15 protein-coding genes are annotated in these 18,243 nt (G+C 66.9%); 9 read left to right on the forward strand and 6 right to left on the reverse strand.

Translation table 11 applies throughout. The features are described 5' to 3' along the window. Positions 1–19: 19 nt before the first annotated feature. Positions 20–199 carry a 50S ribosomal protein L32 gene (rpmF, locus tag EQZ23_RS14380; RefSeq protein WP_128455117.1) on the reverse strand — a complete coding sequence of 60 codons (180 nt, stop codon included), beginning with the start codon at positions 197–199 and terminating at the stop codon, positions 20–22. A 225-nt stretch (positions 200–424) separates the two neighbouring features. Between rpmF and EQZ23_RS14385 the strand changes: the two genes are divergently transcribed. After that, positions 425–868, forward strand: coding sequence for an MAPEG family protein (locus EQZ23_RS14385; RefSeq protein ID WP_128455118.1), 444 nt, complete (start codon positions 425–427; stop codon positions 866–868). After that, positions 865–2,499 carry a M28 family metallopeptidase gene (locus EQZ23_RS14390; protein WP_128455119.1) on the forward strand — a complete coding sequence of 545 codons (1,635 nt, stop codon included), beginning with the start codon at positions 865–867 and terminating at the stop codon, positions 2,497–2,499. The genes EQZ23_RS14385 and EQZ23_RS14390 overlap by 4 nt, the downstream gene beginning before the upstream one ends. Before the next feature lie 211 nt (positions 2,500–2,710). On the opposite strand, the gene EQZ23_RS14395 is transcribed toward EQZ23_RS14390, so the two are convergent. Next, positions 2,711–3,382, reverse strand: a complete 672-nt coding sequence (locus tag EQZ23_RS14395; RefSeq protein ID WP_128455120.1) for an MBL fold metallo-hydrolase — start codon at positions 3,380–3,382, stop codon at positions 2,711–2,713. 80 nt (positions 3,383–3,462) lie between these two features. On the opposite strand from EQZ23_RS14395, the gene pabB reads away from it, so the two are divergent. The 4 genes from pabB to msrA all read left to right on the forward strand — a co-directional run bounded on the left by pabB (position 3,463) and on the right by msrA (position 7,684). After that, entirely contained in the window at positions 3,463–5,223 is a 1,761-nt protein-coding gene (gene pabB / locus EQZ23_RS14400; protein WP_206364263.1) for an aminodeoxychorismate synthase component I, read from the forward strand. 50 nt (positions 5,224–5,273) lie between these two features. Then, positions 5,274–6,473 (forward strand): pyridoxal phosphate-dependent aminotransferase, encoded by a 1,200-nt coding sequence (locus EQZ23_RS14405; RefSeq protein ID WP_128455122.1) that lies wholly within the window; start codon positions 5,274–5,276, stop codon positions 6,471–6,473. Positions 6,474–6,828: 355 nt separating this feature from the next. Further along, positions 6,829–6,975, forward strand: a complete 147-nt coding sequence (locus EQZ23_RS19870; protein ID WP_164913465.1) for a hypothetical protein — start codon at positions 6,829–6,831, stop codon at positions 6,973–6,975. 49 nt (positions 6,976–7,024) lie between these two features. After that, positions 7,025–7,684 (forward strand): peptide-methionine (S)-S-oxide reductase MsrA, encoded by a 660-nt coding sequence (gene msrA / locus EQZ23_RS14410; RefSeq protein WP_128455123.1) that lies wholly within the window; start codon positions 7,025–7,027, stop codon positions 7,682–7,684. 144 nt (positions 7,685–7,828) lie between these two features. Here msrA and pdeM read toward each other — a convergent pair whose 3' ends face one another. Beyond that, positions 7,829–8,491, reverse strand: coding sequence for a ligase-associated DNA damage response endonuclease PdeM (pdeM, locus tag EQZ23_RS14415; RefSeq protein ID WP_128455124.1), 663 nt, complete (start codon positions 8,489–8,491; stop codon positions 7,829–7,831). Between the two features lie 151 nt (positions 8,492–8,642). Here pdeM and EQZ23_RS14420 point away from each other — a divergent pair, with 151 nt between their 5' ends. Next, the gene (locus EQZ23_RS14420; RefSeq protein ID WP_128455125.1) at positions 8,643–10,616 is read left to right on the forward strand and encodes a potassium transporter Kup; all 1,974 of its coding nucleotides are present in this window, start codon (positions 8,643–8,645) and stop codon (positions 10,614–10,616) included. A gap of 206 nt (positions 10,617–10,822) precedes the next feature. Here EQZ23_RS14420 and EQZ23_RS14425 read toward each other — a convergent pair whose 3' ends face one another. From EQZ23_RS14425 to EQZ23_RS14435, 3 genes are all read right to left on the reverse strand, one after another. Beyond that, positions 10,823–12,220 carry a M20/M25/M40 family metallo-hydrolase gene (locus tag EQZ23_RS14425; protein WP_128455126.1) on the reverse strand — a complete coding sequence of 466 codons (1,398 nt, stop codon included), beginning with the start codon at positions 12,218–12,220 and terminating at the stop codon, positions 10,823–10,825. A gap of 59 nt (positions 12,221–12,279) precedes the next feature. Next, positions 12,280–13,077, reverse strand: coding sequence for an aspartyl protease family protein (locus tag EQZ23_RS14430; RefSeq protein WP_164913466.1), 798 nt, complete (start codon positions 13,075–13,077; stop codon positions 12,280–12,282). A gap of 511 nt (positions 13,078–13,588) precedes the next feature. Further along, on the reverse strand, positions 13,589–16,012 hold the full coding sequence (locus EQZ23_RS14435) for a ligase-associated DNA damage response DEXH box helicase (RefSeq protein WP_128455128.1): 2,424 nt from the start codon (positions 16,010–16,012) through the stop codon (positions 13,589–13,591). A gap of 91 nt (positions 16,013–16,103) precedes the next feature. Here EQZ23_RS14435 and EQZ23_RS14440 point away from each other — a divergent pair, with 91 nt between their 5' ends. Both EQZ23_RS14440 and EQZ23_RS14445 read left to right on the forward strand, forming a co-directional pair. Then, positions 16,104–16,709 (forward strand): hypothetical protein, encoded by a 606-nt coding sequence (locus EQZ23_RS14440; protein ID WP_128455129.1) that lies wholly within the window; start codon positions 16,104–16,106, stop codon positions 16,707–16,709. A gap of 394 nt (positions 16,710–17,103) precedes the next feature. Further along, positions 17,104–18,102: a ligase-associated DNA damage response exonuclease gene (locus EQZ23_RS14445; RefSeq protein ID WP_128455130.1), complete on the forward strand. Its 999-nt coding sequence runs from the start codon at positions 17,104–17,106 to the stop codon at positions 18,100–18,102. The last annotated feature ends 141 nt before the right edge of the window (positions 18,103–18,243 follow it).

Genomic DNA, 18,243 nt, shown 5'->3' on the forward strand with positions numbered 1-18,243 from the left:
AAGTTAGAGGCTTTGGACCTCAACCCTCGACCGAGAGGATTTCACGACCATTGTAATGGCCGCACGAGCCGCAGAGGTTATGCGGACGCTTCAGTTCGCCACAGTTCGGGCATTCCTGAAACGACGCGATCGTCAGCGAATCGTGGCCACGGCGCATGCCGCGCTTGGAGGGCGAGGTTTTTCTTTTGGGGACGGCCATTTCGGCACCTTGTTCAATCTAAAGTTCGGGGCTCCGAGTACGCCCGGACACGGAACTCGGCAACCGACATGAATGCCGGCCGCCTGAAGCAACCCATGCGGCCTGACGCTCGCGAAGCGTGGCGCTATAGCGATTTCGTCCCGCGTTGCAAGCTTTCGCCCCTGCGTTGCAACCATTGGTCGCGAGTGGCAGGACCCGATCCGACACTGAACGAGGGGCAACGCCGTGATATTACCCGTGACGCTGACGATCGCCGCTGCGGCGGCCGTCGTCAATCTGTGGCTCGCCTTCCGAATCGTGACGATCCGGCTGAAGGACAAGGTGCTGCTCGGGGACAATGGCGACACGCTGTTGCAGGGGCGGATGCGTGCGCATGCGAACTTCACCGAATATGCGCCGTTCATCCTGATCCTGCTCGGGCTTATCGAATTGGCGGGCGGCTCGACGTTATGGTTGTGGATCGCCGGCGTGGTCTTCGTGATCGCGCGAATCGCCCATGCGTTCGGGATGGACCGGACGACGTCGAGCCCGGCGCGGGCCGGGGGTGCACTTGCGACCTGGGCGTTGATGGCGTTGCTTGCCGTTTGGGCGGTCGCGATCGCGTATCAGGCGAACGCGGTGCCAGCGGCCAAGACGTTCCAGGTCGTCCCGTCGGGGTCGCAGGCATGAGCGCGCTGCGAACCGCCGCCGCGGCCGCGCTGTTCGCCGTAGCCGGGCCCGCGGTGGCGCAGACCACGATCTCCCCCGATCGGCTGTCGGCGGACGTGAAGACGCTCGCATCCGACGCGTTCGAGGGACGGGCACCGGGCACGGCGGGCGAGACCAAGACGATCGACTGGCTCGTCGCGCAGTTCAAGGCGATGAAGGCGCAACCCGGCGGCCCGAACGGCAGCTGGACCCAACCCGTACCACTCGTCCACACCCGGATGGGCACCGGCACCGTCCGCGCAGGCACCACGCCGCTGGTGCAGAGCCGCGACGTCTATCTCAGCACCGTGCGCGGCATCGACCGCGTCGGAATCGCGAACGCGCCGATGGTGTTCGTCGGCTATGGTGTCACCGCGCCGGAGCGCGGCTGGGACGACTTCAAGGGACTCGACCTGAAGGGCAAGGTCGCGGTGTTCCTCGTCAACGATCCCGATTTCGAGGCGATCGCCGGCGACGATTCGAAGGGCAAGTTCGGCGATCGGCGGATGACCTATTACGGCCGCTGGACCTACAAATACGAGGAGGCCGCAAGGCGAGGTGCGGTCGCCGCGCTGATCGTCCACGACACGCCGGGGGCGGGCTATGGCTGGAGCACGGTGACGGCGCCGGCCGGCGAGAATTACGACATCGTCCGCAAGGATCCCGGGTCGCGGGTGATGCTCCAGGGCTGGCTCGAGGGCGACGCGGCGACGCGGCTGTTCGCAGCCTCGGGCCTCGACCTCGCAGGCTTGCGCAAGGCGGCACGACGCAGCGACTTCCGCCCGGTCGCGCTGAAACAGGCGTTCACGACCGACCTGCCGGTCAAGCACGACACCGCCGTGAGCCAGAACGTGCTCGCCGTGCTGCCGGGCAAGACGCATCCCGACGAGGTCGTGATGTTCGGCGCGCACTGGGACGCCTACGGCATCGGCGCTCCCGACGCGCAGGGCCGCACGATCCGTCCCGGCGCCAATGACGACGGGCTCGGCGTGGCGGGCGTGCTCGAACTCGCCCGCACCTTCGCCAAGGCCCCGCGCACCGACCGCAGCCTCGTCTTCGCGCTGTGGAGCGGCGAGGAGCGGGGGTTGCTCGGGTCGGAGACGTATGCGGTGAACCCGGTCTATCCGGCGGCCAAGACGGTCGCCAATCTGACGCTCGACATCCTCCAGACGGCGGGGCCGGCGAAGGACGTGATGCTGGTCGGTGCGGGGCAGAACAGCCTCGAGGCGATGCTCGGCGACGCGGCGAAGGCGCAGGGCCGGGTGGTCACACCTGAGGCCTTGCCCGAACGCGGGCTGTTCTACCGTGCCGACCATTTCTCGGTCGCGCGGCGCGGCGTGCCGACGTTGCTGCTGATGGCGATCAGCGGTGCGCCCGATCTGGTCGCTGGTGGCCGGACCGCGGGGCAGGCGTGGCTCGACGGCTATATGAAATGCTATCACCAGACGTGTGACGCATGGGGTGCCGACTCAGACCTGCGCGGTGCTGCACAGGATGTGGGGCTGTTCCAGACGATCGGAACGAAGTTGGCGAACAGTCGGCTGTGGCCGGAATGGAGCGCCGGGTCGGAGTTCAAGTCGGTGCGGGCCGAGACGGCGGCGGCGCGGCAATAGCTCCCGTCGCACTGGCAATCACTCCGGCGAAGGCCGGGGCCTAATTGGAAAGGTTGCCGTAACGGAGCGCGACGACAGCCAACCACCGTCCCCCAATTGGGCCCCGGCCTTCGCCGGGGTGGAGTGATCGGGTCGGTCGCGCTTTCTGCTTATTCTTGTCTCCCCGCGTCCGCGGGGGACTGCGCTCCGTCGAACCGCCGGACCGACGCGGTTAAGCCGCCAGCGCCCGATCGCTCACGAACATGTTGTTCGCCCGCTCATGCCCGAACGTGCTCGCAGGTCCATGCCCCGGGATGAAGCTCGTATCGCTCCCGAGCGGCCACAGCTTCTCGACGATCGACTTCACCAGCACCTGGTGGTTGCCGCCCGGCATGTCCGATCGCCCGACCGAGCCCTGGAACAGCACGTCGCCGACCTGCGCGAACTTCGACGGCGCGTGGTGGAAGATCACATGGCCCTCGGTATGCCCCGGCGTCTCGTAGACATCGAGCGTCAGATCGCCGACCGACACCGTGTCGCCTTCGACCAGCCACCGGTCGGGCTCGAAATTGACCCCCGAAATGCCGTATTTCGGTCCGTCCTGGTCGAGCCGCTGCAACCAGAAGCGATCCGCCTCGTGCGGGCCCTCGATCGGCACGCCGAGATCGTTCGACAGCCGCTTCGCGCCGCCGGCATGGTCGATATGGCCGTGAGTCAGCAGGATCTTCTCGACCGTGACGCCGGCCTTCTCGACCGCCGCCATGATCCGCGGCAGGTCGCCGCCTGGATCGACCACGGCGGCCTTCATCGTCGCGGTGCACCACAGGAGCGTGCAGTTCTGCTCGATAGGCGTGACCGGCACGATCGCGGCGCGCAGGGGCGGGACATTTGGGGGATTTGTCATGCGCGCAAAGTAGGATGACGGACGCGTTGGAGCAATCGCCGCTTGCGATTTGCCCCGCGCCCCGTGCAACAGTGGGAACGATGTGGACTGCGCCCTTCGTTTTGCTCGACGATGCCCGTGACGGCGGGGCCCCGGCGCGGCTGTACCGCGATCCCGTCCGGATCGTCCATGCCGACACGCTCGTCGAGGTCCGCCCCGCGCTCGACGCCCTCCGCGCCGCCCGGGCGGAGGGTCTTCATGCCGCCGGCTATCTCACCTACGAAGCCGGCGCCGCGCTCGCGTCCAAACCGATGGAGGTGCGCGGGGCGGCGCCGTTGCTCTGGTTCGGCCTGTTCGCCGGATACGAGACGATCGCCGCACACGACGTTGCCCCCTTGCTCCCCGATCCCGACGGCGCGTGGACCGGCGCCCCCCGCCCGCTGATCGATCGCGAGACCTATGACGCCAGCCTGGCGCGCGTGCTCGACCTGATCGCGGCGGGCGACATCTACCAGGCGAACCTCACTTTCGCCGCCACCGTGCCGTTCGTCGGCGACCCGCTCGCGCTCTATGCCCGGCTCCGCCTCCAGGCCGGCGCAGGATACGGCGCGCTGATCGACACCGGCGAGACGCGCTTCCTGTCGCTCTCCCCCGAACTCTTCTTCGCGCTCAATGGCGACACGCTCACCTGCCGCCCGATGAAGGGGACGGCATCGCGAGGCGAGACCCCCGACGCCGACCGCGCGCTTGCCGAAGCGCTGGCCGCCGATCCCAAGCAGCGCGCGGAAAACCTGATGATCGTCGACCTGATGCGCAACGACCTGTCGCGCGTCGCCAGCCATGTCGCGGTCCCCGACCTGTTCACGGTCGAGACCTATCCGACCGTTCACCAGATGACCTCGACCGTGACCGCCACGTTGAAGCCGGACTGCGACGCGGTCGACGTGCTCGCCGCGCTGTTTCCGTGCGGATCGATCACCGGCGCACCCAAACAGCGCGCGATGGAGGTCATTGCCGAGGTCGAGCACGCGCGCACCCGTGGCGTCTACACCGGGTCGATCGGCCGCCTCGATCCCGATGGCGACGCCATCTTCAACGTCGCGATCCGCACCATTGCGATCCAGGACGGCGCGGCGGCGATGAGTCTCGGCTCGGGCATCGTCGCCGACAGCGCGGCCGACGCGGAATGGGCGGAATGCCACGCCAAGGGCGCGTTCGTCACCGCAGGCCAGCGTCCCTTCGACCTGATCGAGACGATGGCGTTCGATCCCGACGACGGACTGGTCCGCCTCGAAGCGCATCTCGCACGGATGAAGGCCAGCGCGGAAAAGCTCGGCTTCACCTTCGATCGCCACACCGCGCGCAACGAACTCCAGGCCGCGACCTTCCGGTTGCGCGGGCCCCGCCGCGTTCGCCTGTTGCTTAGCCCAACGGGGGCGATCGCGATCGAATCCCGCCCGCTTCCGCAATCGCCCGCGCAAGCGAGCGTCGCGATCGTGCCGCTGCCGGTCGCGCCCGCCGACTTCCGCCTCCGCCACAAGACGAGTGCGCGTGCCTTCTACGATCGCGCGCGCATCGACGCGGGCACGTTCGAAGTCGCGTTCGAGGATGCCGACGGCTTCCTCACCGAAGGCAGCTTCACCTCGCTGTTCGTGCAACGTGGGACTGGCCTCGTCACGCCGCCGCTACGGCATGGCCTATTACCCGGCATTCTGCGCGCCGAACTTCTCGAATCGGGCCGGGCGACCGAAGCTCCGCTCACCCGGGCCGACCTTACCGCCGGTTTCTTCATCGGAAATGCCGTCCGGGGCCTGATTCCGGCGATCGTTGCGGTTGCGAAATCGGGCAGCCACGGCGTATAGCCCGCGCGAATTCCGCGGCGACGCTCGCGGGCAACCGCAAAGGTTTCACCATGCACGCATCCGCCGCGCTCGGCCGCATCAGCCCCTCGCCGACGCTCGCGATCACGTCGCGCGTTCTCGAACTGAAGCGCGCAGGCGTCGATGTGATCGGCCTTGGTGCCGGCGAACCCGATTTCGACACGCCGGACTTCGTGAAAGAGGCCGCGATCCAGGCGATCCGCGACGGCAAGACCAAATACACCAATGTCGACGGCACGATCGAGCTGAAGCAGGCGATCGTCGCCAAGTTCGCGCGCGACAACGGCCTGACCTACACCACCGACCAGATCAGCGTGAACGTCGGCGGCAAGCACACCTTGTTCAACGCGATGGTCGCGACGATCGATCCGGGCGACGAGGTCGTCATCCCCGCGCCTTACTGGGTCAGCTATCCCGACGTCGTGCAGTTCGCGGGCGGCGTGCCGGTGATCGTCAAGGCCGGCCCGGAGGTCGGCTACAAGCTCGATCCGGCGGCGCTCGACGCGGCGATCACGCCCAAGACCAAGTGGGTGATCCTCAACTCGCCGTCCAACCCGACCGGCGCCGGCTACACGATCGACGAGCTGAAGGCACTCGGCGCGGTGCTGGCGAAGCATCCGCACGTCTGGATCTTCGCCGACGATATGTACGAGCACATCGTCTATGACGGCTTCAAGTTCGCGACGATCGCTGAGGCCTGCCCCGAGCTGTACGACCGCACGCTGACCGTCAACGGCTGTTCGAAGGCTTATGCGATGACCGGCTGGCGGATCGGGTACGGCGCGGGCGCGACGTGGCTGATCAAGGCGATGGCCAAGCTCCAGTCGCAGTCGACCTCGAACCCGTGCTCGATCGCGCAGGCGGCGGCCGTGGCCGCGCTCAACGGCGACCAGTCCTTCCTCCAGGAGCGCAACATCGCATTCCAGGGGCGTCGCGATCTGGTAGTGGCGATGCTCAACGAGATCGACGGCATGCACTGCCCGACGCCGGAGGGAGCATTCTACGTCTATCCGTCGTTCGCCGCGCTGATCGGCAAGACGACGCCGAACGGCCGCCTGATCGACACCGACGAGGCGATGGTCGGCTATCTCCTCGACGACGCCAAGGTGGCCGTCGTGCAGGGCGCGGCATTCGGCCTCAGCCCCGCGTTCCGGATCAGCTATGCGACCTCCGACGCGCTGCTGCGCGAGGCCTGCACGCGGATCCAGACGGCGTGCGCCGCGCTGCGGTAAGGCGTCACCAAACGATCCTCCCCCGCCAGGGGGAGGAGGCTGGCTCTTGCCAGACGGAGGGGGAGGAAAGGAGAAACCGCCGTGTCGTGTCCTCCCCCTCCGTCACCTTCGGCGACACCTCCCCCTGGCGGGGGGGGATTCTATGTTCGCGCAACATTCGAGACACGTGGTGACATCTCCCTGCAATCCTGCCGGACGATGCCTGCTGCAAGATGAACGCATCGGCCACGGCGCGTTAATCGAGAGTTTCTAAAAACGACATTGTAGATAACCGGCATCTCTACGACATGCCGGTACGTAGCTGACATCGGCCCACCCGGTCGGTGTCGTCACTTGGTTTCATTGGGATCGCATCATGCGCAGCATCGTAAAGTCGAGTTTCTTCTGGCAGTTCAGCGGCGGTTTCGTCCTCGGCGCCATCGGCTTGCTCGCGCTCCAGCCCGCCGAAGCGCGCCAGACCTTCGCCAGCCATTTCGAGCACAGCGTTTCCACAGCCCGCTAATCTTACCAGAGACCTAGCGAAGCGCAGCGGTAACCCCATGTATCCAAACATGAAAAAGCCGCTCCTCGCCACGCTCGCCGCCGTCGGTATCGCCGGTGCTTTTATGGTCACCGGTCCCGCGCAAGGCGCCCGGGCAGTCGTCATTCCCGCGGTGAAGACGGACCTTCCCGCCGCCCCCGGTCTACAGACGGCTGTTCTGGCCGGCGGCTGCTTCTGGACGATGGAAGCGGTGTTCGAGCATGTGAAGGGCGTCAAGTCCGTCACTGCCGGGTATGCCGGCGGCACGAAGGCGACCGCGACCTACGATCAGGTGTCCGCCGAAACGACCAAGCATGCCGAAGCGATCAAGATCGCCTATGACCCCCGCGTCGTCAGCTACGGTACATTGCTGCGGGTATATTTCTCGATTGCGCACGATCCGACGACGTTGAACCGGCAGGGGCCGGACAGCGGGACCAGCTATCGATCGGCGATCTTCCCGCAATCGCCGGCGCAGGCGCAGGTCGCGCGGGCGTACATCGCGCAACTCGACCAGACCCGCGCTTTTCCACGGCCGATCGTGACGAAGCTGGAGACCGGTACGTTCTATCCGGCTGAGGCGTATCACCAGAATTTCTACGACCGGAACCCGACGCATCCGTACATCGTGATGTGGGACAAGCCGAAGGTCGCCGCCTTCCGCGCGGCTTTTCCGACGATTTCCAACTGAGGCAGTACACAGTCGCAGCGTCCACCCCGGCGAAGGCCGGCACCCGATTGGAAAGGCTAAAGTAACGGTCGTCAGCGATCCGTTACGCGCGGCTCGCAATTCGGGCCCGGCCTTCGCCGGGGTGGTGCCGCCCTACCGCAACTGTCACGCCGCGACCGGAAAGCTCAACATCCGATCCGCAACCGGCACCAGCGCTTGAGCCCCGCGGCCAACCGCCCGTACGATCTCCGGATGGTCAACATCCAGCCCCCCGGTCAGCGACCCGAATGCCGGCAGGATCAGCTTCGTCGGCGTCGCCACGAAACACCGCCGCGCCACCGGTTTTCCCCGCACGCGCAACCGCAGCTTGGGGTGGAAATGCCCAGACAGTTCCGGCCGCATCTCCGCCGGGTCCGCCTCGTGGCGCAGCACCAGCCCGTCGACGATGGCCTCGTCGACCACCTCGCCCCCGCAGCGATCGAGGATCGCCGGATCGTGATTGCCCGTGATCCACGTCCAGCGCGTGCCATCCGTCAGCGTCCGCAGCATGTCCTGCGCCCGCTGTGGCAGCCGCTCGCACCCGTCGCTGTCGTGGAAACTGTCGCCTAGGCACCAGACCTCGCGCGCGCCGGTCGCCGTGACCAGCGCGGTCAGGTCGGCGAGCGTCGCGATCGAATCATAGGGTGGCAGCATCTGGCCGCGTTTGGCGAACCAGCTCGCCTTCTCGAAATGCAGGTCGGCGACCAGCAGCGCCTGCCGGGCGGGCCAGAACAGCGCTCCCTGCGCGAGCGCCATGAGCGCGTGTCCGCCGAACGAAAAGGGAACCATCCGCCCGCCATGCCGCCGCGCTGCCCATGAAGCAAGCGACCATCGCGCCGATCAGGGCTCAAACAGGGCAGGACTTGCGCATGTCCCCAATCGGCGTAAAGCGCCCCGTCCCTCGAGGACCCGTCCCTCCATGAGGAGCGCTTCTCGCGCCATGTCGTCCGCAGCCGGAACACCCGACACTGCCGCACTGCCCGAAACGTCCGCCGACCTGTCGGCGGCGCATCTCCACCCGCATCCCGCACTGGCCGCGCTGACGGTAGGCGCGATCGGCGTGGTGTTCGGCGATATCGGCACCAGCCCGCTGTATGCGTTCCGCGAGGCGCTCGGCCAGACGTCCGCGGGCGGCATCGATCCGTCCGAGATCCTCGGCGTGCTGAGCCTCGCTTTGTGGTCGCTGTTCCTGGTCGTCACCGTCAAATACGTCATCTTCCTGATGCGTGCCGACAACCAGGGCGAGGGCGGCGTGCTGGCACTCGCAGCACTCGCCCGCCGTGCGCTCGGCATGCGGTCGAAGATCGCGATCGTGCTCGGGGCGGCGGGCGCGTCGCTGTTCTACGGCGATGCGATCATCACGCCCGCTCTTTCCGTGTTGTCGGCGATGGAGGGTCTGCGGACGATCCCGAGCGCGGCGCATATCTTCAGCGAAGGCGTCGTCCGCGCGCTGACGATCGGCATCCTGATCGCGCTGTTCCTGCTCCAGGCGCGCGGCACGGCGCAGGTGTCGAAGCTGTTCGGCCCGGTCTGCATCCTCTGGTTCGTATCGATCGGGGCACTCGGTATCTGGCACATCGCTGATGAACCCTCGATCGTCCGCGTGTTCCTGCCGACCTATGGCGTCTCGTTCCTCGCCACGCACGGCGTCACGGGGCTGTTCGTGCTCGGCGCGGTGTTCCTGACCGTGACCGGCGCAGAGGCACTGACGGCCGACATGGGCCATTTCGGCAAGCTGCCGATCCGCATCGGCTGGTTCTTCCTGGTCTTCCCGGCGCTCGCGCTCAACTATCTGGGGCAGGGCGCGTTCGCGCTCGCCAAGCTCGAGGACGCGGCACGCCAAGGCATTCCGTTCGTCAACCAGGACTGGTTCTTCCTGATGGCGCCCGAATCGCTTCGCCCCGCGCTGATCATCCTCGCCGGCTTCGCGACCGTCATCGCCAGCCAGGCGGTGATCACCGGGGCGTTCAGCCTGACGCAGCAGGCGATCCAGCTCGGTCTGCTCCCCCGGCTGCGCATCCGTCAGACATCGGCGGTGTTCGCCGGCCAGATCTACCTGCCCGCGATCAACTGGTTGCTGCTGATCGGCGTGCTGGTGCTGGTCGTGCAGTTCAAGACGTCGTCGGCGATGGCCGCGGCGTACGGGATCGCGGTGACCGGCACGATGGTCGTGACCACCTTGCTTGCGTACATCGTCGTCCGGCATCGCTGGAACTGGTCGCGCCCGCTGGCGCTCGCGGCGATCCTGCCGTTCCTGACGCTCGACCTGATCTTCTTCGGCGCCAACATCCTGCGCGTGATCGAGGGGGGCTGGGTCCCGCTCGTCATTGCCGCCGCGATCGGGCTGGTCATCTTCACCTGGGTGCGCGGCAAGAAGATCGTCAGCGCGTTCGAGAAGCGGCAGAGCATTCCGCTAAGCGATCTGGCCGCCGCGCTCGAAAAACGCCCACCCGAGCGGGTGTCGGGCACCGCGGTGTTCCTGACCGCCAACCCGCACGCGACGCCCGGCGCGCTGCTGCACAACCTCAAGCACAACAAGGTGCTGCACGAGCGCAACCTGATCTGCAGCATCCGCACCGCCGACCGCCCGTTCGTCGATCAGGCGAGCCGAGCAAAGGTCGAGCGCGTCGACGAGAATTTCTCGATCGTGGTCCTGACCTACGGCTTCATGGAGTCCCCGGACGTGCCGCGTGACCTAGGGGTCGGCAACAAGACCGAGCAGCTGGGGCTCGACCCGATGCGCACCTCGTTCTTCATCGGCCGCAACACGCTGAAGCCCGATGCGGAGAAGGGCATGCCGCCCTGGCAGGACCGGATCTTCATGTTCCTGCAGCGCAACGCGAGCGACCCGACCGACTTCCTGAAGATCCCGCCCGGCAAGGTGCTGGAGCTGGGCGAACAGGTCACGGTGTAAGCTGACGGCAGGTGTCGCCGCGCGCCTCGAGGCGGATCGTCCACCGCATCCTCCGTCATGCCGGACTGGTTCCGGCATCCACGGTGGCACACTCTCCATAGAATGGGGTTCGCGGCACCGTGGACCCCGGAACTAGTCCGGGGTGACGGGGGGGGAATGTGACGACCAGAATGTCCCTCTCCCCGAAGGGGCGAGGGACAGGACACTCACCCCGCGAACGCCTTCACCAGATCGAACAGGTAATCGCGGCCGTCATACAGCGACGCCACGCGGATGCGTTCGTTGAGGCCGTGGATGCCGCCCATGTCCTTGTCGATGAACACGCCGGGCACGCCGTAGACCGGGATCCCGATCGCCTCGAAGAAGATGCCGTCGGTCGCGCCCGTCGACATCATCGGCAGGATCGGGATGCCGGGGAAGTGCTTCGCCGCCACCTTGGTCACCGGCGCCATGATCTTGGGGTCGAGCGTCGGCGGAATCGCGGTCGGGCGGACCGGCTGGTTGGCCGTGACCGTTACCTTGGCCCCCGCCAGCTCCTTCAGCTTGGCGAGCGTGCCCTCCACCGTCTCCCCCGGAAAGATCCGGCAGTTGATGTTCGCCGTCGCACGCTGCGGCAGCGCGTTCTCGGCATGGCCTGCGTTCAGCAGCGTCGCGACGCAGGTCGTGCGCAGTGTCGAGTGCATCGCCTTGTCGCGGCTGACGATCGCGTCCGCCGCCTTGTCCGTGGGGTTGGCGAGCAGCTTTGTGATCGCAGTCCCCATCTCGCCCGGCATCGCCTTCGCGCTCGCCGTGAAGAACGCCCTGGTCGTGTCGGTGAACGTCACCGGGAATTCATAGCCCTGCACCGCCTTTACCGCGTCGGCGAGTTCGTAGATCGCGTTCTCGGGCGTCGGCTGCGAACTGTGCCCGCCGGGGTTGGTCGCGAGGAAGGTGTAGTTCTGCGCGGCCTTCTCGCCGACCTGAATCGCGAGCAACTGGCGCTTGCCAGTGTCGTCGAGCCGCCCGCCGCCACCCTCGTTCAGCGCGAACTCCGCCGCGATCAGGTCTGGCTTCGACTTCGCCAGATACTCCGCGCCGTTCCATGCGAACGTCGTCTCCTCGCCGCAGGTCAGCGCGAGCTTGATCGTGCGCTTTGGCGTGTAGCCGCCGGTTTTGAAGCGGATCATCGCGTCGGACCAGATCGCCGCCTGCGCCTTGTCGTCGACGGTGCCGCGCGCGTAATAATAGCCGCCTTCCTCGACCAGCTTGAACGGATCGCGCACCCAATCCTCGCGCTTGGCCTCGACCACGTCGAGATGCGCGAGCAGCAGCATCGGCTTCAACGACGCATCCGATCCCTTCAGCACCGCGACCAGCCCGCCGTCCTTGGGATGCTCGGGCACCGAGAAATAGGTGATGTCGGCATCGGCATAGCCGGCGCTCTTCAACCGCGCGCCGATCTGCGCCGCCGCCTGCGTGCAGCTGCCCGCGGACAGTGTCGTGTTGGTCTCGACCAGTTCCTTGTACAGCCCGAAAAACGCCTTCTGGTCGGGCCGGGATTGCGCCTGCGCGGCAATCGGTGTCGTCAGTATCGCTGCCGTGGCCAGCCAATTCGTTACGCGCATTATCGCCCCCTTGATCGTATATGTCGCGAACGTCGCAGGGAAGTTTCGATCGCGCAACCTCAGTTGCGGCGCGTGTCGCGCGGGACGGCGAGGCGGACTTCACGGTTGGCGAAATCGATGTCGACGCGGCGGAACAGTTGCAGCGCATCCATGCCCAGCAGGATCGCCGGCTTTCCGCTCATGCCAAACTGGCGGAACGGCGGCGCATCGACCGCGGAAAAGGCGATCGGCAGCCCCCCCAAAGTCACGCTGGCGATCGTGATACGCTCGATCGTCGTGTAATCGGAAACCACCGTTTCCCCCGTGACGCCGGTCAGCGCCACTGGTTGCGATCGGGTGCCCTTGCGCGCGACCTTCCGGCGCAGCGCGGCGTTGCCCATGCTGACCGACGATCCGGTATCGAGGATCACGCGGACGCGCACGCCGTTGCAATAGGCATCGGTGACGATCAACTGGCCGAACAGGCTGCGCGCGCGGATGACGATCTCGTCGCGGTCGGCACGCTCGCGCGTCGACCGGCGCCGTGACGGCGTCACCGTCATCGTCCGCGTGTCGAAGTCGATCGAGACAGCGCGACCCTGCAACGTATCGATCCCGAGCAGGCCGAGCGCGCCGAGATTTTGCGCGGCGATCGCCGGCGCCTCGATCGGCGCGCTGCCGATCACGCTGACCTTGAGCGAGGGGATGATGACGGTGGCGATGTTGGCCGATCCGGTCATGCCGGTGACGCGCACGGTGCGGCCGGGAGCGAGGCCGAGCGTGGCGGCAAGTTCGCGCGAGATGACGGTGCGCTGCGCGCCGGTGTCGACGACGAAGGGGAAGGGGCCGGCGCCGGCGATCGTGACGGGGACCGTCATGCGGGTTTCGTCTTCGGCGAACAGGAGCGTGGCGGGGTCGGGTTCTGCTGCTGATGCTGCACTTGGCGAGGGTGCAGCATATTGTTGCGGCGGGGCGGTGTCCTGGGCGCGGGCCTGGGCGGAAATTACCAGCAATAGAGGGGCTAGCCACCTGTGCATGCTGCAAATGCTGCGCTCATTCCAATGTGTGCGCAACTACCGTTGTTAGCGGCGGACGGCCCCGAATGTCATGACGGTTATCGTAAGTGTGTTTCCCCGCGAAGGCGGGGATCCAGACTGGGCTCCCGCCTTCGCGGGAGAACAGGGCGGCAGCGGTTATTGGGAGCGTGCAACTGTTTGCTTGGCGTTGTCGGGCATGAGCTGAGCCATCCCAAAATCCTCCCCCGCAAGGGGGAGGTGGCGCCGAAGGCGACGGAGGGGGAGGACCACGCAACAGGGGTTTGCCCTTACCTCCCCCTCCGTCTGGCAAGTGCCAGCCACCTCCCCCTGGCGGGGGAGGATCAAACCCGGCTCAATCAGGGCGCATCGCATCCGCGATCATTGCCTCCGCCTCGATCAGCAGCGCATCGTCCGACCCGCTGGTCGCCACCTTCTCGCGCCCGATCAGCGTCAGCACCGGCACCGCCAGCGGCGTCACGCGCTCCAGATCGACATGCACCATCGTTGCCGCCGCGCGGTCGAGCAGCGACGCCAGCCGCCCGACATCGGTCATCCGCGCGCGCGCATCCGCCCACGCCGCCTCCAGCAACAGATGCGTCGGCTCGTATTTGCGCAGCACGTCGTAGATCAGGTCGGTCGAGAACGTCACCTGCTTGCCGGTCTTGCGCTTGCCCGGATGTTGCCGCTCGACCAGCCCGCCGATCACCGCCACCTCGCGGAACGCGCGCTTGAGCAGGTGCGATTGCTGCACCCATTCGACGAATTCATGCTCGAGGATATCCGCCGAAAACAGCGCCGCCGGATCGACGATCTTCTCCAGCCCGTACACCGCCAGCGCATAATCATTGGCGACGAAGCCGAGCGGTTTGAGCCCCTGCGTCTCCATCCGTCGGGTGATCAGCATGCCGAGCGACTGGTGCGCGTTCCAGCCCTCGAAGCTGTAGGCGATCATGTAATGCCGCCCGTCGCGCGGGAACGTCTCGACCAGCAGCTGGCCGGGCTCGGGCATCACGGAACGATAGGCCTGCATCTCCAGCCATTCGCGCACGTCGTCGGGGAACCGCGCCCAGTCGCCCGGATGCGCCAGGAACCCGCGGACCCGGTCGGCTAGGTTGGTCGACAGCGGCATCCGGCTGCCGCCATAGGTCGGAATCCGCGCGGGCTTCGACGTCGCGCGCACCACGAGGTCCTCGAGGTCGATCTTCATCACCTCCAGGCTGAGCCCCGCGAAGAAGAACGTGTCGCCGTGGCTCAATTGCGCCGCGAACGCCTCCTCGACGCGCCCCAGCACGCGGCCATTGCCGAACCGCACGTTGAGCATTGTCGCCTCGACGATGATTCCCGCGTTAAGCCGGTGCTGGCCGATGAATTTGGGATGGCTGACGCGCCACGTCCCGTCCGCGTCCTTGGTCAGCCGCTTGAACCGGTCATACGCCTTCAGCGAATAGCCGCCGTCGCTGATGAAGTGCAGCACGCGCTCGAACGTCTCGGTCGGCAGCGCGGAATAGGGCAGTGCGGAGCGGATCTCGTCGAGCAAATCGGCCTCGCGAAACGGCGCCGCGCACGCGCACGCCATCACATGCTGCGCCAGCACGTCGAGCGCGCCGACGCGGAAAATGTCCGAATCGAGTTCGCCCGCCTCGACCGCGTCGAGCGCCGCGCGTGCCTCGAGATATTCGAACCGGTTGCCCGGCACGACGATCGCCTCGGACGATTCGTCGAGCCGGTGGTTCGCGCGCCCGATCCTCTGCAACAGCCGCGACGATCCCTTCGGCGCGCCCATCTGGATCACGCAATCGACATTGCCCCAGTCGACGCCGAGGTCGAGGCTCGACGTGGCGACCAGCGCGCGCAACTTGCCCTCGGCCATCGCGTTCTCGACTTTCCGTCGCGCTTCCTTGGCGAGACTGCCGTGATGCACGCCGATCGGGAGGTTGTTCGCGTTCACCTTCCACAGATCCTGGAAGATGAGTTCGGCGAGGCTGCGCGTGTTGCAGAACACGATCGAGGTCTCGTGCGCCTCGATCTCGGCCATCACCTGCGCGGCGGCATAGCGGCCCGAATGCCCCGACCATGGCACGCGCCCCTCGGGCAGCAGGATCGCGATGTTGGGATCCGCACCGGGCTCGCCGCGCACGAGGGTGACCTGGTCGATATCGCCGTCGGGCGCGAGCCACGCGCGGTAGCCGTCCGCATCCGCCACCGTCGCCGACAGCGCGACGCGGCGCATCCCTGGCGAGATCTTTTGGAGCCGCGCCATGCACAGCGAGAGCAGGTCGCCGCGCTTGCCGGTCGCGAATGCGTGGACCTCGTCGACGACGATCGTGCGGAGCGTGTCGAACATCGTGATGCTGTCCGGGTAGCTCAGCAAGAGCGACAAGGACTCAGGCGTCGTCAGCAGGATCTGCGGCGGCTTGATCCGCTGCCGTGCCTTGCGGTCGGAGGGCGTGTCGCCCGTGCGCGTCTCGACACGGATATCGACGCCCATTTCGTCGATCGGCGTCAGCAGGTTGCGCTGCACGTCGACCGCGAGCGCCTTAAGCGGCGAGACGTAGAGCGTGTGCAGGCCGCTGGTCGGCGCCTCGATCAGTTCGGCGAGCGTCGGCAGGAACCCGGCGAGCGTCTTTCCTGCGCCGGTCGCGGCCACCAGCAGCGCATGATGCCCCGCGCGTCCTTCGTCCAGCATCTCGCGCTGATGCCGCCGCGGCCGCCAGCCGCGGGATTCGAACCAGTTTTCCAAGGGAGGGGGGAGGTCGCTCACGGCCTGTTCACGCATCGTCGTCATATGGGGGCAACGCGCCGCACCGCTATGGACCACATGCTCGGGTCCAGCGATTTGACTACGTCCCTCTTCCGAAAGACCGCTCTTGTCGTTGCTACGCTATATGATGCCCCTGTCGTTGCTCGCGTTCCTGCCCTTCGCCAATGCGACCGCCGCCACCAAGTCGTTCGTTGGCGCGGGTGGCATGGTGCGTCTGTCCTATCCGTCGATCGTCATGCCGACGCGCAATTTTGCGGGGCGAACGCTGCTGAACAGCGGCTGGCGGCAGATGTGGGATGGTACGCCGGTCGGCCGCGGCGTCGGCATCGTCCGCTTCTGGCAGGTGGCCAAGCCGACCGACGGCCAAGGGCAGGTGACCGAGATGCTTCAGGTCGGCTTCAGCCGGACCGCAAGCGTGGTCGCCAAATGCGGGACCGAGGGTCTGGTTGCCGGCCATGCGAGGCGGCTTCCCAACCGCATGCTCGGCGGCCACCGCTGGACGGTCTACACCAACGGCGACGCGGGCATGAGCCAGCAGGTGAACGCGACCAACTTCCGCAGCGTCATCAACGGTGCGTGCTATGCGATCGACCGGATCACCTACGCGGTAAAGGCGGCGGCGCCCGCGGGTCGGAATGCACCGCCTCAGGCGGTGGCCGCGGCGCGAATGGACGCGATTCTGGCGACGATCAAGGTCGGCGGGCGGCGGTAACCGATCGATCCTCCCCCGCCAGGGGGAAGTGGCTGGCACTTGCCAGACGGAGGGGGCGGAAAGGGTAACCGCTGCCCCGAATCCTCCCCATCCGTCACCTGCGGCGACACCTCCCCCTGGCGGGGGGGAACGTTTGTTTGCCGCCAATACGAGCCCGCAACGTCGACTCCGGCGCGTCCTAGACAGGGGGATGACAGACCCCACCGCCACTCCGACACCCCGGACCCGTTCCGGGGTCCACCGTTCCGCCACCTCACCGCTCTCGATTGTCGGGAGGCGTGGATGCCGGAGCCAGTCCGGCCTGACGAGGACTACGGGTCACGGCATCACGCCGAGGCCGAGGCCGAGGCCGAGGTTCACGGCACCGCACCCCTACGTCACGCGTTACTCCCCCATGGCAAAACTTGGCGACTGGCTCGAACCGCATCCGCACGGCATCCTCGTCAAGCCGATCGACGCGTGGATCGATCCCTCGATCCCGACCGCAAAGGCGCTCGTCACGCATGGCCACGCCGATCACGCGCGCGGCGGTCACGAGGCGGTCTGGGCCACCCCCGAAACGCTCGCGATCATGGACGCGCGCTATGGTCCGCAATCCGGCAACCCGGTCACGTACGGCGAGACGATCAAGATGGGAGAGGTCGATATCGGCTTCGTGCCCGCCGGCCACGTCCTCGGCTCCGCGCAGATCGTGCTCGACTATCGTGGCGAACGGATCGTCGTCTCGGGCGATTACAAGCGCCGCGCCGACCCAACCTGCACGCCGTTCGAACCCGTCAAATGCGACGTCTTCATCACCGAGGCCACGTTCGGCCTGCCGGTATTCCGACACCCCGACACCGGCGACGAGATCGACAAGCTGATCGCGGCGCTCCACGCCAACCCCGATCGCTGCGTCGTCGTCGGCGCCTACGCGCTCGGCAAGGCGCAGCGCGTGATCGCCGAACTGCGCGAGCGCGGCCATACGGCACCGATCTACATCCACGGCGCGCTGCAGAAGCTGTGCGACCTGTATGCCGAGCACGGCGTGCGGCTCGGCGAACTCCTCCCCGTGGCGGATGCGAAGAAGGCGGACATGGCGGGGCACGTCGTGATGTGCCCGCCCGGCGCCCTCAACGATCGCTGGTCGCGGCGGCTGCCCGATCCGATCACCGCGATGGCGAGCGGATGGATGCGGGTACGGGGGCGGGCGCGGCAGAAGAACGTCGAGCTTCCGCTGATCCTGAGCGATCACGCCGACTGGGACGAGTTGACGACCACGCTGACCGAGATCGCGCCACAGGAAGTCTGGGTCACGCATGGCCGCGAGGACGCACTGGTTCACTGGTGCATGACCCGCCAGATCAAGGCCCGCGCGCTGGCGCTGGTGGGGTTTGAGGACGAGGACGACTGAGCCCCGAATCCTCCCCCGCAAGGGGGAGGTGGCTAGCGCTTGCCAGACGGCGGGGGCGGTAAGGGACGACCGATGTTCCGAGTCCTCCCCCTCCGTCGCTTCGCGCCACCTCCCCCTTGCGGGGGAGGATTGGATCCGCAG

Origin of the sequence: Sphingomonas sp. UV9, assembly GCF_004101245.1 — a bacterium.
GTDB lineage: Bacteria > Pseudomonadota > Alphaproteobacteria > Sphingomonadales > Sphingomonadaceae > Sphingomonas.